Below are 16139 nucleotides of genomic sequence, written 5' to 3'. Positions count from 1 at the left end.
AGCATACACATAAATAGTTTACATGTTTAATAGTTCATTTACAGCACCTACATTTTTACATACAGCCAACATATATGAAGTAAATATTCGGCAATATTCGCCAGAAGGTAGCTTCAATGCTTTTGCAGCACATTTACCAAGGTTACAACACATGGGGGTTGATATTTTATGGTTGATGCCTATACACCCCATTGGCGTAATAAATAGAAAAGGTAGTTTGGGGAGTTATTATTCTATTGCCGATCATAAAGCGGTAAACCCTGAATTTGGTACAGTAGCCGATTTTAAAAATTTAATTGTTACCGCTCATAGTATGGGCATGAAGGTAATTATTGATTGGGTAGCTAACCATGCAGCTTGGGATCATGTGTGGACAAACACCCATGCTGACTTTTTTTTGAGAGATGAGAATGGCGCATTTAAAAATGCTTTTGATTGGGATGATGTTATTCAAATAGATCATACAAATGAAGCCCAACAAGCAGCTATGTTAGATGCGATGCAATATTGGATAACCGAATTTGATATTGATGGTTTTAGAGCAGATTTAGCCCATTTAACACCGCTGGCTTTTTGGAAGCATGCCCGAACGCAATTGTCACCCTTAAAAAAAGATTTGATTTGGCTTGCTGAAACAGAAGAGCCTAGCTATCACCAAGCTTTTGATATTTCATACACATGGCAATGGATGCACCACATGGAGTTGTTTCATAAAAAAGAAATGAGCTTACAACAATGTGTGGCTACATTACAGTGGTACCAACAAGCGTTTCCCTCAACCGCCACCCGTTTATTTTTTACCAGCAACCACGATGAAAACTCTTGGAATGGCACTGAGTATGAAAAATATGGTATGTTCGCCAAGGCGCTAGCGGTGTTTAGTGCTACCTACACTGGTATGCCATTGTTGTATAGCGGACAAGAATTACCTTGGAACAAACGACTACAATTTTTTGATAAAGATTGTATTGAATGGCAACCCATTAATCAACTGCATACATTCTACAGCATTTTATTTGCATTAAAAAAATCGCATGCGGTGTATCAAAATATACCACATACTAATGTTGTCATTAACCAAACTTTAGTAGCCAAAAATATGTTGCAATACCATTTACAATATGAGCAACATGCCGTAGTGGTGTTCATCAATTTTAATGAATTTGAAATTAATGAAACGATTGACTGGCCAACATTACAAGGTAATTACACCAATATATTTACGAATGAAGTTATGTATGTTGCACATCAAATAAATGTTCAATTAACGGCAGGTAATTTTTTAGTGTTCGCTACTTAGTTATCGCATTTTTCCAATAAAAAAACCGCCATTATAAAGGCGGTTTTTTTTGAATTCAATTTTATTAATTAATTATCATCAAGTGAAAAAGGGTATTCATACAACCCATCGTAACCTGGGTAAAAACCACTCACCGTAACATCTTTATTATTACCGATGGTTGCTTTAAGTTCATCAACGGTGTTTACAATTTTATCATTTACTTTTAAAATAACAAAGCCATCTTTCATACGACTTTGTTTTTCAATAGCGCCATCAGCTTTAATTCTTTTTACAATTACCCCACCCGTTACGCCATATTCTTTGGCTTTTTTGGCATCAAGTGTTGCTAAATCGGCTCCTAATTTATCGGCAATGATTTCGTTTTTCACTACATCATAATTACCTGCTTTGTTTTTTAAAGTAACATTGGTTGTAACTTCTTTACCATTGCGGCTGTAGGTTATGGTAATTTTATCGCCTGGTTTGTAACGGCTTACTTGCTCTTGCATTTCGGCACCACTGCTTACTGCTACGCCATTTATTTTTAAAATAACATCACCTTTTTTAATGCCAGCAGCATAGCCACCACCATCAGTTGGTACATCTGTAACTATAATACCTGTAGCATCTAACGGTATATTTACTTTTGTTTTTTGCTCATCCGTCATTTCACTTGGGTTTGCATAAGCAATACCTATGTAGGCTCTTTGTACCGTACCAAATTTAATGATATCATCTACCACCTTTTTTACAATGTTAACAGGTATAGCATAAGAGTAGCCCGAGTAATAACCTGTTGGTGAAGCAATGGCAGAGTTGATACCAATAATTTTACCATCGGTATTTACTAAAGCACCACCACTGTTACCCATGTTAACTGCAGCATCTGTTTGTATGAATGATTCAACACCTGGTGCACCTGCTTTATCTCTATTTAAATTGAGGCTTCTAGCTTTTGCACTTACAATACCTGCAGTTACGGTTGCTTCTAAATTTAAAGGGTAACCAATAGCCAACACCCACTGACCAATTTTTACATCATCAGAATTACCGTAAATTAAATAAGGTAAACCAGCTGCCTCAACTTTTATTACTGCCAAATCGTATGCAGGGTCAGCACCAATTACTTTTGCTTTGTACGTTTTTTTGTTGTTTAAAGTAACGGTAATTTCATCTGCATTGTTTACCACATGGTTGTTTGTAACAATGTACCCATCATCGCTAATTAAAACACCTGAGCCAGATGCTCTTTGTTCAGGAATGATGTTATTTCTTCTCCCAAAAAATTGTTCAAACATATCATCATCACCAAATAAATCGGCAAAAGGATTTTGTTGACGCTGAATTTTAGGTAAGTTGTTCGAAATTTGTTTTGCGTTTGTTTTTGTTTTGATGTGCACCACTGCTGGCATTGCTGCTTGTGATGGTACGGTAAAATCAACTGCCCCAGCAGGTAATGGAGCTCCGTCATTATAACCTGCTGTTTTTGCATAATTTGCTGGTAAAACGCCGGCTAACTGTCCACCATATGCATTCGATTCTTTTAAATATTTACTGTAACCCCAAACAACGCCTAACGTAGTAATGGCGCTAATGGCAACCGTAAATGCAATTTGTTTGAATTTCATTTTTATAAATTTTTAAATCTTTGATTTTAAATATTGTTTTCAAAAAACATGCCTTTGCATAACAAAGTAACGATACACTGACAAAATGATATTGACCGCTACACCTATTTAACAATTAATTAGTAAGACTTTCGTAGATCATAAAGTTAGTAAAAATTGCATCGTATCCACACCATCAGCATAAGTTAATATTGATGGTTGTTGTGCAGCACCAAAAGGCTCAAAACCTTTGCCTACTATGCATTGTACATCGTCATTATTTTTTAATGTTGCAACAACATCTGCTACATTTGTATAAAACTCATAATGCAATTGGCTAATAGGCGAAAACAATTGTTTGTTTTCAATAAGCATAGTGGCTTCGTTAGTCATATAGTACACATTATTCAACAATACAATAGATAATTGATAATCATAATTGTTTTTGTACTTATGATGGTCAGCAAAATATTGGTACTTTTTAAATGATTGTAATACTGGCACAAAATCATAATTATTGGGTACATAAAGTTTGGTGACATTTCTACACCCTAAACCAAAATAATAATGAATATCATCTGCCAAAAGTGCTAACTCAGCAGCTGTTTCACTGCCGTTCAGTATGGCTACAGAGGTTCTATTTTTGCGAATAATATGTGGGTATTTACCAAAATAAGTTTCAAATGTGGCAGCGGCATTATTACCACCTGTGGCAATATAGGCATCGCAGCCTTTGAGCATATCAGCAATTGAAATATAGTGTTGTACTTCGTTATTTTGCGTAATTAAAAACTGCACTACATGTTTCAACAATACATCATCTTTTGATGATAATTTAATTGTTTGGTAATGTCCACTTACAAATACAGCCAACATATCGTGAAAGCCCACCATTGGTATGTTTCCGGCCATTACAATGCCAACATTTTTGGGTATAATATTATCATCTAAATGGTATTTAGTAACCCATTGTTGCAAAGCGGTTTTCGATAAAAAATGAGTAATAATATTTTGTGTAGCTGCATCAATAAAAGCTTCTGTGAACCACCCATTTTTTTGATAGGCTAGCTGCTTGGCTTGCTGCCACTCAGGGGTATTTTTTTGAAGGTACTGCCCCAATTTTTCTAATATTTCAATTCTTTCTTGTAAGATCATGTGGTTCTTATTAAATTGCATCAAAATTACGACAGATGGCTATAAAGATTACAGATGAATGTATAAACTGTGGGGCATGTGAGCCCGAGTGTCCTAATAACGCTATTTACGAAGGCGGTGTTGAGTGGGCAATTGCTGATGGTACGTCAATAAAAGGTAGTTTTACTTTAATGGATGGTACAACTATTGATGCTGATCAACGTAACAGTCCTGTTTCGGTAGATACCTACTACATTGTAACCAATAAGTGTACAGAATGTCAAGGTTTTCATGAAGAACCACAATGTGCCGCAGTTTGTCCGGTTGATTGTTGTGTGCCTGATGAAGCTTATGTAGAAACTGTTGAAGCTTTAATGGATAAAAAGAACCGTTTACACATTTAATTAAATAATTTTAAAAAGCGAAAGTATTATGTGCTTTCGCTTTTTTGTATCTACTCCCAAGCTTTTTTGCTAACTTGTTGTTATGTTACATCGAATCATTTTTGGTAGTTTATGTTGTGTGGCTTTGGCTGTACCATCTTGTTTATTACCTAACAAAAAACCAGCTGAAAATGATGCCGTACAAGCAAAATTAGCATTGATGGATGTTGATGAGGCTTTTGCTGAAACTTGTACAGCTAAGGGTTTGAAAGATGCTTATTTGAATTTTATTGACAGCAATGGTGTTATGCTCAGAACCGATGCATTGCCATTGGCAGGGGCTGATGCAGTTGATTATATTATTGGCTTGCAAGATACGGGCTTTGTAATGAGCTGGAAACCTACAGAAGCACATATTGCTGAATCGGGTGAGTTGGGTTACACTTATGGTATATATAAAATTGTACCAAGTGTTGCAGATACTGTGTTGTATGGCAATTATGTTACCATTTGGAAAAAACAAAATGATGGTAAGTGGAAATTTATATTACAAAGTAACAACGAAGGTATAGGTTCAGATGAACCTTAATAACCCAATTCAACATTTATATGAATAAAAAAATTGCCCTTATTACAGGAGGTTACTCTGGTGAATCCGTAATATCTTATAAAAGCGCCGCCACCATCCAACAAAATATTGATACCAATAAATGGGATTGTTACTTAATAGATATACACCCCAGCGGTTGGTTCCACATGACCAACAATGGTGAAAAAATATTGGTTGATAAAAATGATTTTTCATTAACTATTAACGGAAGCAAAATTACATTTGACGCAGTTTTGGTGGGTTTACATGGTACCCCCGGTGAAGATGGAAAATTACAAGGCTATTTTGATTGTTTAAAAATACCTTACACTTCATGCGATGCAGCAACATCGGCCCTAACATTTAATAAGCGGTATACCGTTGCTGTAGCTGCTTTTGCTGGTGTACATGTTGCAAAGTCGGTACATCTTTTTAAAAATGATGGAATGGATGCGGCTGCTATTTTACAACAGTTACAGTTACCGGTATTTGTAAAACCCAATAACGGTGGCAGTAGTATTGGTATGAGCAAAGTGAACCATGCTGATGATTTAGCACCTGCACTAGCAAAAGCTTTTAATGAAGATGAGCAAGTGTTGGTAGAAGAATTTATTGCTGGCCGTGAGTTTACTATTGGCGTATACCAAACAAAAGGCACTATTGTTACCTTACCCATGACAGAAATTATATCTAAAAATGATTTCTTTGATTTTGAAGCAAAATATGAAGGTGCAAGTGAAGAAGTAACACCTGCACAAGCAAGCGATAAGATTGTAGCGCAAATACAAGCAGCAGCACAAAAAATTTATAAAGTATTTCATTGTAAAGGTATTGTACGTATTGATTTTATTTACAACGAAGCCCTGCAAGAACCGTATATGCTTGAAATTAATACAGTACCAGGGCAAAGTGCCGCAAGTATTGTACCCCAACAAGTAGCAGCGATGGGTAGCACTTTAAAAGAATTTTATAGTGCTTTATTAGAAGAATGTTTTATGTGATGATTATATTGCACCCTCACAATCTAAATTTATTGTTGTGTTTAAATTTATAACGAGCAAACCACTTTGGGTAAACATATTGGTAATACTGGGTTTAACAGCTTTGTTACTGTTTGCTTTTTTACAATTGCTTGGGGTTATTACCAAACATGGTTCATACCTTACTGTACCTGCTGTAACGAGCAAAACTACTGCTGAAGCAGTAAAATTGTTAGAAAGTAAAGGATTTGAAGTAGTTATTCAAGATTCTGTATATACCGATACTGCTAAAATGGGTACAGTATTAAAGCAGTTTCCTGAACCCAATAGCACTGTAAAAGTAAATAGGGTAGTGCTATTAACGGTAAATAGGGTAACCTTGCCGCTAATTGATATGCCTTCATTGCAAGGTAAATCATTGAGTTATGCTTTAGATATTTTGAAGAGAAGCCATTTAGTGTTGGGCGATACCACTTTTAAGCCCGATTTTATGATGGGCTCCGTATTAGAACAAAAATTTAAAGGAACCACTATAGCATCTGGTGCAAAAGTGCCTTGGGGAAGCACCATTGATTTAGTAATTGGTGGTGGTTTATCTAACGAACAAATTATGGTGCCGGAGTTAGTAGGCTTAACGTACGAACAAGCAAAAGCAGTGTTAGAAGAAAGTGGGTTAATGTTAGCGTCAACTGTTTATACTTCTTCAATATCAGATACGGCCAATGCCTTTGTTGTAAGACAAATGCCTACTCGTTTCACAGTTGATCAACGGCCCGTATATATTCGTTCTGGCCAAATTGTTGATCTTTGGATTTCGAAAGATAATGTTCCGTTAGTTGATTCAACCAGCAATAAAACAACCACTCCAAATAATTAAAGTATGAATAACATCTCTGTAAAAACTTTAAAAGAAAGGCTAGCTAATAATGAAGCATTGCATTTGTTAGATGTAAGAGAGCCTGATGAAAGAAATGAATTTAATATTGGCGGTCATTTTATACCGTTAGGACAAGTAATGAGTTTTCAAGTGGATGACATTGAGCATTTAAAAAATGAAGAAGTTATTTGTTACTGCCGTAGCGGTAAACGTAGTATGCAGGCTGCTATGATGCTAGAAACCATGGGCTTTACCAACGTTGTAAATGTTGAAGGTGGTATGTTGGCATGGCAAAGTGAAGCATAATTTTTATAGTTTATATAAAAAAAGACAAACCAAACGGTTTGCCTTTTTTATTTTGAAATATTTTATAATCTGATGTTGATACCTGCAACAAAATTTGCTGGTGCCATAGGAAAGTAAAAGTTTTCGGTAGTGTATTTATTGCCAAGTAAATAACTAAAACTATAACCATTGGCTTCATACAATCTTGAAAAAACATTGATAGCTTGAACATAAATGTTTACTTCTTTTAATGACTTTCCAAATATATTGTAACCAACTTTTGCATCTTGTGTAAAGTACGCATCCAATGCTGCATTATTGTTGCCAGTATTATCTAAATATTGTTTACTTACATACTTACTGGTTAAGTTAATATATCCATTTTTAATAGGCGTTAAGTTAACTGATAAAGAGGCAATGGTACTCGGTGAAAGTACCAATGGTGCTGACTTGTAAAAAGTACTGTTTTGTCCGCCAAAATCATAATTATCATAAAATGCTGTAAAGTTTTTTACCCTATTTTGGCTTATTGTAACATTACCTGCAACAGCAACATATTTATTGATAGTGCTATTAGCAAAAAGTTCAACTCCTGTTCTATAACTATCAGGAATATTCAAACGGGTATATGCACCAACATCGTTTATTTTACCTGATAATATCAATTGGTTTTTATACAACATGTAGTAAAAATTAGCTCCAAAGCTGCAATTGTTTTTATTATACTCAATGCCCGTTTCAAAATCATTTAATACTTCTGGCTTTGGTTGTTGGTTGGTAGCTGTTTCAAAATCATCTCTATTTGGTTCTTTTACGGCCCTGCCATATGAGGCAAAAACTTTGTAATAATTTTTTGTGTAGGTTAGCCCAATTTTTGGGTTAAAAAATGTAAAGTTTTTGTCGATGCTAATGTTGGGTGTTTTTCTAAAACCATTATTTTGGTATTGCACATTACGCACTTGTACATCCATATAACTTTGTAATTCGGGTGTTAAATTTTGGGTCCATTTTGCATAAAAAGAGGCATCGTATTTACGAGAATCTTTATCGTACCAACGATAATTAGCAGGTACGGTATTGGCTTTTTGTGCCCAAATTATTTCACCAAAATGATTGCCTTCGTACCTATTGTAACCTCCACCAACAGCAAGTTGTGTTTTGTTACGGTTATAGTTTAATGAGAAAATAGTCCCGTAGAAATCATTGTCAAGCCATAATCTTCTAATCAAATCAGTAGAAGTAGTAGTACCAACGGGTGGTAAATTATAATCAACTAAATCTTCATCGGCCCTATATTGCTCATAATATCCTTTACCTTTTGTAAGAAAAAAAGCAATGTTACTTTTTAAATATGGGTTAAACTCATGGGTATAAAACAATTGATAATGCGTTTGTTTGTAATTATCAACCTCATTTTCGTATGGTGCACCAGGTTTTGCGGTACCTGCGCTATTGTAACGCCTGTTGGTATCAAGGGCTGTTTCATTTACTCCAAAATAAGCTTGGTAAGTAATTTCTTTACCAGTAAAAGCATTCAACCGAAGCGTATTTTTTTTGTCAATATATGCACCACTAATGTAGTAAGATTGTAAACGAGCATCTGCTCTTTCAATATACCCATCAGATCGGATATTACTCAAACGAGCATCTACCGTAAAATGTTTATTGAAAATGCCACTGTTAAACAATAGTGTATTTTTGAAAGTGCCATATGAGCCTGCACTACTGTTAAGTTCGATGTTACGCTTTGTTACAACATCATTAGTGTTTACATTAATGCTACCACCAAAAGAGCCGGCACTATTAGCTGATGTACCAACACCTCGTTGAATTTGTATACTACTAGCTGATGAAGCAATATCTGGAATATCAACAAAAAAAGTACCTAAACTTTCAGCATCATTGTACGGTATACCATTTAAAGTTACATTAATACGGGTAGCATCTGTACCTCTAATGCGTATGCCTGTGTAACCTATGCCTGTACCTGCATCAGCATTAACAACAACAGATGGTGTGTTGTTTAAAATAAACGGTAAATCTTGCCCAATATTTAATTTTTTTATAGCGGCTTTACTTAAGTTGGTTTTAGCAAAGGGATTTTTATCAGTAGCTTTTACTGAATTTACCTCTACAGGTTGCAAAAAAGTAGTGTCGTTAAAAAGCGTATTTTTTTGGCCATAATTTGTTTGCCCTATGGCTAAGGCGCTCATGCACAGCAATAAATATTTCATATATTATTTTTTTTGCTGAACATTCCGGGTTAGGCACACCGGTATTATGCATTTTTCTAGCTCCCTTCGCAGGCATTATCCTGAGCAGGTTTACGGGTATCATCTCAGCCTCTTTGTAGAAGCACCCCGGAAGATTCAGACAGTTATTAAAAGAACGAGTCGCAAAGTTAAAGGAGATTTTTTCAAAATATTTCAACTTTTTTGTAACTATTTTTTTTGTGGTACGTTTCAATAAAAATAACTATCAAATAAGCATCATGAAAAATTTAATTACAGCATTATTAGTTTTGGTATCACTTGCTAGTTTTGCTCAAGTACAACAAACTAGAAACGTCACCGGTTTTACAGGTATTAGCGCTGCAACTGGTATACAAGTAGAAATTACACAAGCAGCTACTGAAGCTGTTGTTGTAAGTGCAGCTGATGAGGCATATGCAAATGGTATTGTAACCGTTGTTGAAAATAACATCCTTAAAATTTATTTTGATAGTAAAAAAAACAATTACGTTAAAAGTAAAAAAGCACAATTGAAGGCTTTTGTAAGTTATGTTACCATTCAAAAATTAATGGCTAGTAGTGGTGCCGGCATAAGTACTACTAATACCGCAAATACAAATGATTTATTAGTAGATGTTACTAGTGGTGCCCAATTGAAAGCTGATATAAAAGCTACTAAACTAACTATTGATATGAGCAGTGGTGCAACGGCAACTTTATCAGGTACAGCAACAGATGTAGCTGCTGAGTTCAGCAGTGGGGCGGTTTGTACAGCAACTGATTTAAAAACTTCTATATGTGCCGTTGCCGCAACAAGTGGCTCGGTTTTTAAAATTGATGTTCAGAAAAGTTTAAGTGTTAAAGGTACAAGTGGTGCGGTAATTAGCTACAAAGGTGAGCCAGAAATTGAAGGTAAAAAATTGAACAGCGGTGCAACTTTGCGTAGGCTTTAATTGTTTAAAACAAATCATTTAATTATTATGAAATATATTTTTCACCTACTTTTTTTATCGAGTTTTTTTACAGCAAATGCACAAAAACAATTGGTGGTTGATGCAAACGCAACGGTACGTTCCATTGAAGGTACTTTTAGCGCCATCAAAGTATCTTCTGGTATTAATGTATATTTAAGTCAGGCTGATGTTACGGCTGTTGCGGTTAGTGCAAGTGAACAAAAATTTGCTGATGCTATTAAAACAAACGTATCAAATGGGGTGTTGTATATAAACTATAGTGGTGATAGAATGCGTTACAACGGTAATAATAAATTAAATGTTTATGTAGCGTTTAAAAATATTGATCAAATTCAAGGTTCAGGTGCGGCTGATATCGTTATTGCAGGCGAATTAAATGTGCCTGTGTTGAATGTGCAATTAAGTGGTGCTAGTAATTTAAAAGGACAAATTATTACCAACGAACTCAATGTAAAATTAAGTGGTGCAAGCGATGCAAAATTAACAGGTACGGTTAAGCTAGCTAATTTTGAGTGTAGTGGTGCAAGTGATGTAAAAAGTTATGGGTTAATTATTGATGATTGTAATGTAAAAGCTAGTGGTGCTAGCGACATTAATATCACTGTCACAAAAAACATATCGGCTAACGCAAGTGGTGCTAGTAATATTTTTTATAAAGGCGATGCTGTTATAAAAAACCAACAATCAAGTGGTGCTAGTAGTTTTGCAAAAGTGCAGCGATAATTAAGAGATTAACATGTTGGAAGCCCTGTTATTGCAGGGCTTTTTTTATTGGGGGAAAGCCCATAATAGAAATGCAGCGAATTGATGTAATCTGTTTTTATTGTTTGTAAAAACTTCGGTTGTAGGGTAGTAGGTTAAGTTTTGAATTGATTTTTTTTCTTGCATCATTTCACAAAATTGTTTTGTTGTGAATGAAGTTGCAACATCTGTTACCCAAATATTAATGGTAGGTCTTTTTCTTGAAGCCCCAATGTTTGCTAATGTAATGCTATCATTAGCGGCCTCAATGGTAAAGTCTGGGTAAAACATACCTACTTTATTTATTTTTTCATCGTTATTAAAACATACATCAAAAGCAGCAACCGCAGCATTTTTAAAGCCTAGTATACCCACAGTATTAAATTTTCTTACACCTGCTTTTTTCTTTACAAACGGATATAATTCATTGATAATAAAATCATGTAATTTTTTATATTTTTTTGCATCATTATTATCCATATTTGATAACCCATATTCGTTGTTGATGGGGCCACTTTTCCCTTCAAATGCTACTACAATCAATGGCTGAATTTGTTTTTTCTTAAAGAGACTGTCTATTATTTTTTGTGCATTCACTACATCTAACATACTTGTTTGGTTAAATAACAACAGGTTATAATCACTTTTATTATCAGGTACAGAAGTACTTATAATTGTTATGGGCATGTTGCGTTGTAAGTGCCTGCTGTATAAGCTATCTTCTATTTTTTTTGTAGCTGATTTACATGAAAAAAGCATGCTTACAAATGCTAAAAAAATAAAGTAGCACAAGCGTTTTGTGATTTTCATACATGTGATGTTTTAATTAACAGCGTAAATGTATTTAAAATAAATTTTTATAAAAGAATGTAAATTAATTAGGCTAATAAAATGAATACCCTTACTTTTGCAGTGCGAAGTAGAGCAGCGGTAGCTCGTCGGGCTCATAACCCGAAGGTCACTGGTTCGATCCCAGTCTTCGCAACAACAAAAATGACTCGACCGCAAGTCGAGTCATTTTTTTAAGTTCTTTTTTGTAAAATAAATTTGAAGTTGGGCTCTTATCCGCCGTGGCGGACAATGATTCGATTTCAGTTTTCACAACATTAAAATGTTTCGACCGCAAATTGAGTCATTTTTTTAAGTTCTTTTTTGTAAAATAAATTTGAAGTTGGGTTCTTATCCGCCGAGGCGGACAATGATTCGATTTCTGTTTTCACAACATTAAAATGTTTCGACCGCAAGTCGAGTCATTTTTTTAAGTTCTTTTTTGTAAAATAAATTTGAAGTTGGGCTCTTATCCGCCGTGGCGGACAATGATTCGATTTCAGTTTTCACAACATTAAAATGTTTCGACCGCAAGTCGAGTCATTTTTTTAAGTTCTTTTTTGTAAAATAAATTTGAAGTTGGGTTCTTATCCGCCGAGGCGGACAATGATTCGATTTCAGTTTTCACAACATTAAAATGTTTCAACCGCAAGTCGAGTCATTTTTTTAAGTTCTTTTTTTTGTACAATAAATTTGAAGTTGGGCTTTTATCCGCCGTGGCGGACAATGGTTCGATTTCAGTTTTCACAACATTAAAATGTTTCGACCGCAAATTGAGTCATTTTTTTAAGTTCTTTTTTGTAAAATAAATTTGAAGTTGGGCTCTTATCCGCCGTGGCGGACAATGATTCGATTTCAGTTTTCACAACATTAAAATGTTTCGACCGCAAGTCGAGTCATTTTTTTAAGTTCTTTTTTGTAAAATAAATTTGAAGTTGGGTTCTTATCCGCCGAGGCGGACAATGATTCGATTTCAGTTTTCACAACATTAAAATGTTTCAACCGCAAGTCGAGTCATTTTTTTAAGTTCTTTTTTTTTGTACAATAAATTTGAAGTTGGGCTCTTATCCGCCGTGGCGAACAATGGTTCGATCCCAGTCTTCGCAACAACATCAAATCCTCATTTCAATTGATTTGAGGAATTTTTTTGTTTATCAATAAAAATTGGTAAACAATGATTACCTCCTTCATTTTAATAGCTTGTTTGTGGTAATCAACTTATATTAAAACCACAATAATGAAAGCAGGTTTCGTAAATATTTTTGGCAAACCCAATGCAGGTAAAAGTACTTTGCTTAATGCATTAATGGGCGAAAAAATGGCCATCGTATCGCATAAGGTACAAACTACTAGGCATCGTATAAAAGCCATTTTAACATCTCCCGAATATCAAATTATTTTTTCTGATACACCCGGTATCATCGACCCAAAATACAAACTACACGAAAAAATGATGCAGGCTGTAAAGGGTAGTTTAGAAGATGCCGATGTTGCTTTATTAATGGTGGATGCTGGCGAACCTGTTCAAGAAAGCCATGAAATTTTTCAAAAATTAAGATTGAAAGCGCCAGTAATTGTGGTGCTTAATAAAATTGATAGTGTAAAAGATAAAGCCACTATTGAGCAGGCAAAATTATTTTTTGAAGCACAAACCTATTGTAAAGAAGTTATTTTAATATCTGCTTTAAGAAAAGACAATATTGATGCATTGTTGCAACGCATATTAGTGTATTTACCAGAAGGTCATCCGTTTTATGAAGGTGATGATTTGAGCGATATGCCTGTAAAGTTTTTTGTGAGTGAACTTATTAGAGAGAAAATATTTCAATTATACCATGAAGAATTACCATATCACACAACGGTATTAGTACAAGAGTTTAAAGAAAAAACTACTTTAATAAAAATTAGAGCAGAAATTATTGTGCAACGTGATACGCAAAAAGGCATTATTTTAGGAGAAAATGGTAGCATGATTAAGCAATTGGGTACAACTGCACGAAAAGATATAGAAGCATTTTTAGATAGTAAAGTATTTTTAGAATTGTTTGTAAAAGTGCGTCCAAAATGGAGAGACAGTGATATGTTTTTGAAGGAATACGGGTACTAAATAATAAAAATTATTACTAACGAATTACTTTATAAGTGTTTCGAAAGTTTTAAAATAAATTAAAAATTAAAGAATTTGAATCATGAATGATAGCCCAATTTTTTAAAAGCATCATTTGTAATTTTTAATTCAAAAATCGTAATTAATATGAGTTTTACAGTAGCAATAACAGGTCGCCCAAATGTTGGGAAAAGTACTTTTTTTAATCGTATGCTTGAGCAACGTAAAGCCATTGTTGATGATGTAAGCGGTGTAACAAGAGATAGACAATATGGTGTTGCCGAATGGATTGGCCGTACTTTTAATGTAATTGATACAGGTGGGTTTGTAGCCGGTAGTGATGATGTTTTTGAAAAAGAAATTAGAAAGCAGGTTCATATTGCAATTGACGAAGCCAACGTTATTATTTTTATGGTGGATGCCGCAGCTGGTATTACCAATTTAGATGAAAACATGGCCGATTTATTACGTAGAAGTACCAAGCCTGTATACTTAGTTGTAAATAAAGTAGATAACCATGCTCGTATGTTAGAAGCCAGCGAATTTTATAGCTTAGGTTTCGAACACATTTTTTTTGTATCATCAATAAGCGGTAGTGGTACAGGCGATTTGCTTGATGCGGTAGTAGCTTTAATGCCTGCTGAAAGTGATGCTGCTGAAGATGAAAAAGAAATCCCAAAATTTGCCATTATTGGTCAACCAAATGTTGGTAAATCATCGTTGCTCAATGCCTTAATTGGTCAAGAACGTACCATTGTAAGTGATATTGCTGGTACAACAAGAGATACCATACACACACATTACAATCTTTTCAATAAAGAGTTTATTTTAATTGATACGGCAGGTATTCGTAGAAAAAATAAAGTGAATGAAGATCTTGAATTTTATTCAGTAATTCGTGCCATAAAAGCAATGGATGAAGCCAATGTTTGCTTAATAATGATTGATGCTGGTAAAGGTATCACCGCACAAGATTTATCTATTTTTGCAATGGCTGTAAAAAAAGGTAAGGGTATCGTAGTATTGGTAAATAAATGGGATTTGGTTGAAAAAGAAACCAATACAGCACGTGATTATGAAAAACAATTAAAGCAACGTTTAGCACCATTTTCTGATGTGCCTATTATCTTTATCTCTGTTACAGAAAAGCAACGTTTATTAAAAAGTATAGAAGCTGCACTGGAAGTTTTTGAAAATCGCCAACGTAAAGTGCCAACCAGCAAGCTTAATGAAGTGATGTTGAAAGCCATTGAAACTTTTCACCCACCAGTAGTGAGGGGTAATGCGGTAAAAATTAAGTATGTAACACAATTGCCAACACATGCACCAACTTTTGCTTTTTTCTGTAATTATCCTGATGATGTAAAGTTGCCCTATCAAAATTATTTAGAAAATAAATTGAGAGAAAACTTTGATTTTAAAGGTGTACCGGTTCGCTTATTTTTTAGGAAAAAATAGTTTTCAGCAAGAAAATCGTCTTTGTAAAGATTTGTTTTTTCTTCTTATAATATTTTAATTTTAATAATATGTACCACATAAAAATATTTAATCAAAAAAATTAAAAAATGAAACGCATAACAATGATAGCAGCAGTGGCAATAATGTTCACCGCTTGCAACAACCAACAAAACGAAACGCCTAAAACACCTGCTGCTGATAGTGCCGCATCAATGGCTGAAGAAGCTCGTATAAACGATTCAATCGCTAATAGTAAAATGGATGCAAGTATGCACATGGCTGATGGTGATATGATGATGAAAGATGGTAAAATGGTGGTGTATACCAATGGTGTTGCAGTTGCATTTGAAAAACCTATTACTTTGAGTAATGGTACTACTGTTCAACCAAATGGTGAAGTAACTTTGAAAGATGGTACATCATTTAAGTTAACAGAAGGCGGTATGATACATGCCAATGGTATTGCCATGACCAAAGAAGGAAAAATTGTAGATGCTATGAACAAAGCTGGCCAAGCCATGCAACAAGGCGTTGATAAATTGAAGGAAGGCGCTCAAAATGCAAAAGAAGGTGCAGGTAAATTGATAGAGAAGGCAGGCGAAAAAATGCAACAAACAGGCGATAAACTACAAACCAAGCCTTAATTTGAAAATATTCTATATA

At 34.6% G+C, this 16139-nt stretch carries 15 protein-coding genes, 1 tRNA gene and 1 riboswitch; of the genes, 12 read left to right on the top strand and 4 right to left on the bottom strand.

Annotation, left to right across the window (positions count from 1 at the left end):
* Positions 1-22: 22 nt before the first annotated feature.
* Positions 23-1300, top strand: coding sequence for an alpha-amylase family glycosyl hydrolase (locus ACFOWM_RS04010; protein ID WP_379707383.1), 1278 nt, complete (start codon positions 23-25; stop codon positions 1298-1300).
* 68 nt (positions 1301-1368) lie between these two features.
* Here the strand turns inward: ACFOWM_RS04010 and ACFOWM_RS04005 are convergent, their stop codons facing one another.
* Positions 1369-2910 (bottom strand): trypsin-like peptidase domain-containing protein, encoded by a 1542-nt coding sequence (locus ACFOWM_RS04005; RefSeq protein ID WP_379707381.1) that lies wholly within the window; start codon positions 2908-2910, stop codon positions 1369-1371.
* A 138-nt stretch (positions 2911-3048) separates the two neighbouring features.
* Positions 3049-4044, bottom strand: a complete 996-nt coding sequence (locus tag ACFOWM_RS04000; RefSeq protein WP_379707379.1) for an acyl-CoA reductase — start codon at positions 4042-4044, stop codon at positions 3049-3051.
* Positions 4045-4079: 35 nt separating this feature from the next.
* Between ACFOWM_RS04000 and ACFOWM_RS03995 the strand changes: the two genes are divergently transcribed.
* The 5 genes from ACFOWM_RS03995 to ACFOWM_RS03975 all read left to right on the top strand — a co-directional run bounded on the left by ACFOWM_RS03995 (position 4080) and on the right by ACFOWM_RS03975 (position 7158).
* The gene (locus ACFOWM_RS03995) at positions 4080-4427 is read left to right on the top strand and encodes a 4Fe-4S dicluster domain-containing protein (protein WP_379707377.1); all 348 of its coding nucleotides are present in this window, start codon (positions 4080-4082) and stop codon (positions 4425-4427) included.
* An 82-nt stretch (positions 4428-4509) separates the two neighbouring features.
* The gene (locus ACFOWM_RS03990) at positions 4510-4995 is read left to right on the top strand and encodes a YybH family protein (RefSeq protein ID WP_379707376.1); all 486 of its coding nucleotides are present in this window, start codon (positions 4510-4512) and stop codon (positions 4993-4995) included.
* Positions 4996-5015: 20 nt separating this feature from the next.
* Positions 5016-5996 carry a D-alanine--D-alanine ligase gene (locus tag ACFOWM_RS03985; RefSeq protein ID WP_379707374.1) on the top strand — a complete coding sequence of 327 codons (981 nt, stop codon included), beginning with the start codon at positions 5016-5018 and terminating at the stop codon, positions 5994-5996.
* Positions 5997-6033: 37 nt separating this feature from the next.
* Positions 6034-6852, top strand: coding sequence for a PASTA domain-containing protein (locus ACFOWM_RS03980; protein ID WP_379707372.1), 819 nt, complete (start codon positions 6034-6036; stop codon positions 6850-6852).
* A 3-nt stretch (positions 6853-6855) separates the two neighbouring features.
* The gene (locus tag ACFOWM_RS03975; RefSeq protein WP_379707371.1) at positions 6856-7158 is read left to right on the top strand and encodes a rhodanese-like domain-containing protein; all 303 of its coding nucleotides are present in this window, start codon (positions 6856-6858) and stop codon (positions 7156-7158) included.
* 62 nt (positions 7159-7220) lie between these two features.
* On the opposite strand, the gene ACFOWM_RS03970 is transcribed toward ACFOWM_RS03975, so the two are convergent.
* The gene (locus tag ACFOWM_RS03970) at positions 7221-9371 is read right to left on the bottom strand and encodes a TonB-dependent receptor (RefSeq protein ID WP_379707369.1); all 2151 of its coding nucleotides are present in this window, start codon (positions 9369-9371) and stop codon (positions 7221-7223) included.
* Between the two features lie 43 nt (positions 9372-9414).
* A riboswitch (TPP riboswitch) is annotated at positions 9415-9510 on the bottom strand.
* A 118-nt stretch (positions 9511-9628) separates the two neighbouring features.
* Here ACFOWM_RS03970 and ACFOWM_RS03965 point away from each other — a divergent pair.
* Together ACFOWM_RS03965 and ACFOWM_RS03960 are read left to right on the top strand one after the other, a co-directional pair.
* Positions 9629-10321 carry a GIN domain-containing protein gene (locus tag ACFOWM_RS03965; protein WP_379707367.1) on the top strand — a complete coding sequence of 231 codons (693 nt, stop codon included), beginning with the start codon at positions 9629-9631 and terminating at the stop codon, positions 10319-10321.
* Positions 10322-10348: 27 nt separating this feature from the next.
* The gene (locus ACFOWM_RS03960; RefSeq protein ID WP_379707365.1) at positions 10349-11065 is read left to right on the top strand and encodes a head GIN domain-containing protein; all 717 of its coding nucleotides are present in this window, start codon (positions 10349-10351) and stop codon (positions 11063-11065) included.
* A gap of 45 nt (positions 11066-11110) precedes the next feature.
* Here ACFOWM_RS03960 and ACFOWM_RS03955 read toward each other — a convergent pair whose 3' ends face one another.
* Positions 11111-11893: a hypothetical protein gene (locus ACFOWM_RS03955; RefSeq protein WP_379707363.1), complete on the bottom strand. Its 783-nt coding sequence runs from the start codon at positions 11891-11893 to the stop codon at positions 11111-11113.
* 103 nt (positions 11894-11996) lie between these two features.
* Between ACFOWM_RS03955 and ACFOWM_RS03950 the strand changes: the two genes are divergently transcribed.
* The 4 genes from ACFOWM_RS03950 (at position 11997) to ACFOWM_RS03935 (ending at position 16120) form a co-directional block, all read left to right on the top strand.
* Positions 11997-12068, top strand: a tRNA-Met gene (locus tag ACFOWM_RS03950).
* Positions 12069-13148: 1080 nt separating this feature from the next.
* Positions 13149-14018, top strand: coding sequence for a GTPase Era (gene era, locus ACFOWM_RS03945; protein ID WP_379707361.1), 870 nt, complete (start codon positions 13149-13151; stop codon positions 14016-14018).
* Between the two features lie 147 nt (positions 14019-14165).
* On the top strand, positions 14166-15476 hold the full coding sequence (der, locus tag ACFOWM_RS03940; RefSeq protein ID WP_379707359.1) for a ribosome biogenesis GTPase Der: 1311 nt from the start codon (positions 14166-14168) through the stop codon (positions 15474-15476).
* Positions 15477-15583: 107 nt separating this feature from the next.
* Entirely contained in the window at positions 15584-16120 is a 537-nt protein-coding gene (locus ACFOWM_RS03935) for a DUF6799 domain-containing protein (protein ID WP_379707358.1), read from the top strand.
* Positions 16121-16139: the final 19 nt, after the last annotated feature.

It is taken from the genome of Ferruginibacter yonginensis (assembly GCF_042651465.1).
GTDB lineage: Bacteria > Bacteroidota > Bacteroidia > Chitinophagales > Chitinophagaceae > Ferruginibacter > Ferruginibacter yonginensis.
Note: the sequence above shows the minus strand (reverse complement) of the source record. Positions and strands in the feature narration are given on the sequence as shown.

Excerpts from the sequence above, each read along its gene's own strand:
- ACFOWM_RS04010 (WP_379707383.1), top strand. The coding sequence starts at position 23 with ATGTTTAATAGTTCATTTACAGCACCTACATTTTTACATACAGCCAAC.
- ACFOWM_RS04005 (WP_379707381.1), bottom strand. The coding sequence starts at position 2,910 with ATGAAATTCAAACAAATTGCATTTACGGTTGCCATTAGCGCCATTACT.
- ACFOWM_RS04000 (WP_379707379.1), bottom strand. The coding sequence starts at position 4,044 with ATGATCTTACAAGAAAGAATTGAAATATTAGAAAAATTGGGGCAGTAC.
- ACFOWM_RS03995 (WP_379707377.1), top strand. The coding sequence starts at position 4,080 with ATGGCTATAAAGATTACAGATGAATGTATAAACTGTGGGGCATGTGAG.
- ACFOWM_RS03990 (WP_379707376.1), top strand. The coding sequence starts at position 4,510 with ATGTTACATCGAATCATTTTTGGTAGTTTATGTTGTGTGGCTTTGGCT.
- ACFOWM_RS03985 (WP_379707374.1), top strand. The coding sequence starts at position 5,016 with ATGAATAAAAAAATTGCCCTTATTACAGGAGGTTACTCTGGTGAATCC.
- ACFOWM_RS03975 (WP_379707371.1), top strand. The coding sequence starts at position 6,856 with ATGAATAACATCTCTGTAAAAACTTTAAAAGAAAGGCTAGCTAATAAT.
- ACFOWM_RS03970 (WP_379707369.1), bottom strand. The coding sequence starts at position 9,371 with ATGAAATATTTATTGCTGTGCATGAGCGCCTTAGCCATAGGGCAAACA.
- ACFOWM_RS03965 (WP_379707367.1), top strand. The coding sequence starts at position 9,629 with ATGAAAAATTTAATTACAGCATTATTAGTTTTGGTATCACTTGCTAGT.
- ACFOWM_RS03960 (WP_379707365.1), top strand. The coding sequence starts at position 10,349 with ATGAAATATATTTTTCACCTACTTTTTTTATCGAGTTTTTTTACAGCA.
- ACFOWM_RS03955 (WP_379707363.1), bottom strand. The coding sequence starts at position 11,893 with ATGAAAATCACAAAACGCTTGTGCTACTTTATTTTTTTAGCATTTGTA.
- era (WP_379707361.1), top strand. The coding sequence starts at position 13,149 with ATGAAAGCAGGTTTCGTAAATATTTTTGGCAAACCCAATGCAGGTAAA.
- der (WP_379707359.1), top strand. The coding sequence starts at position 14,166 with ATGAGTTTTACAGTAGCAATAACAGGTCGCCCAAATGTTGGGAAAAGT.
- ACFOWM_RS03935 (WP_379707358.1), top strand. The coding sequence starts at position 15,584 with ATGAAACGCATAACAATGATAGCAGCAGTGGCAATAATGTTCACCGCT.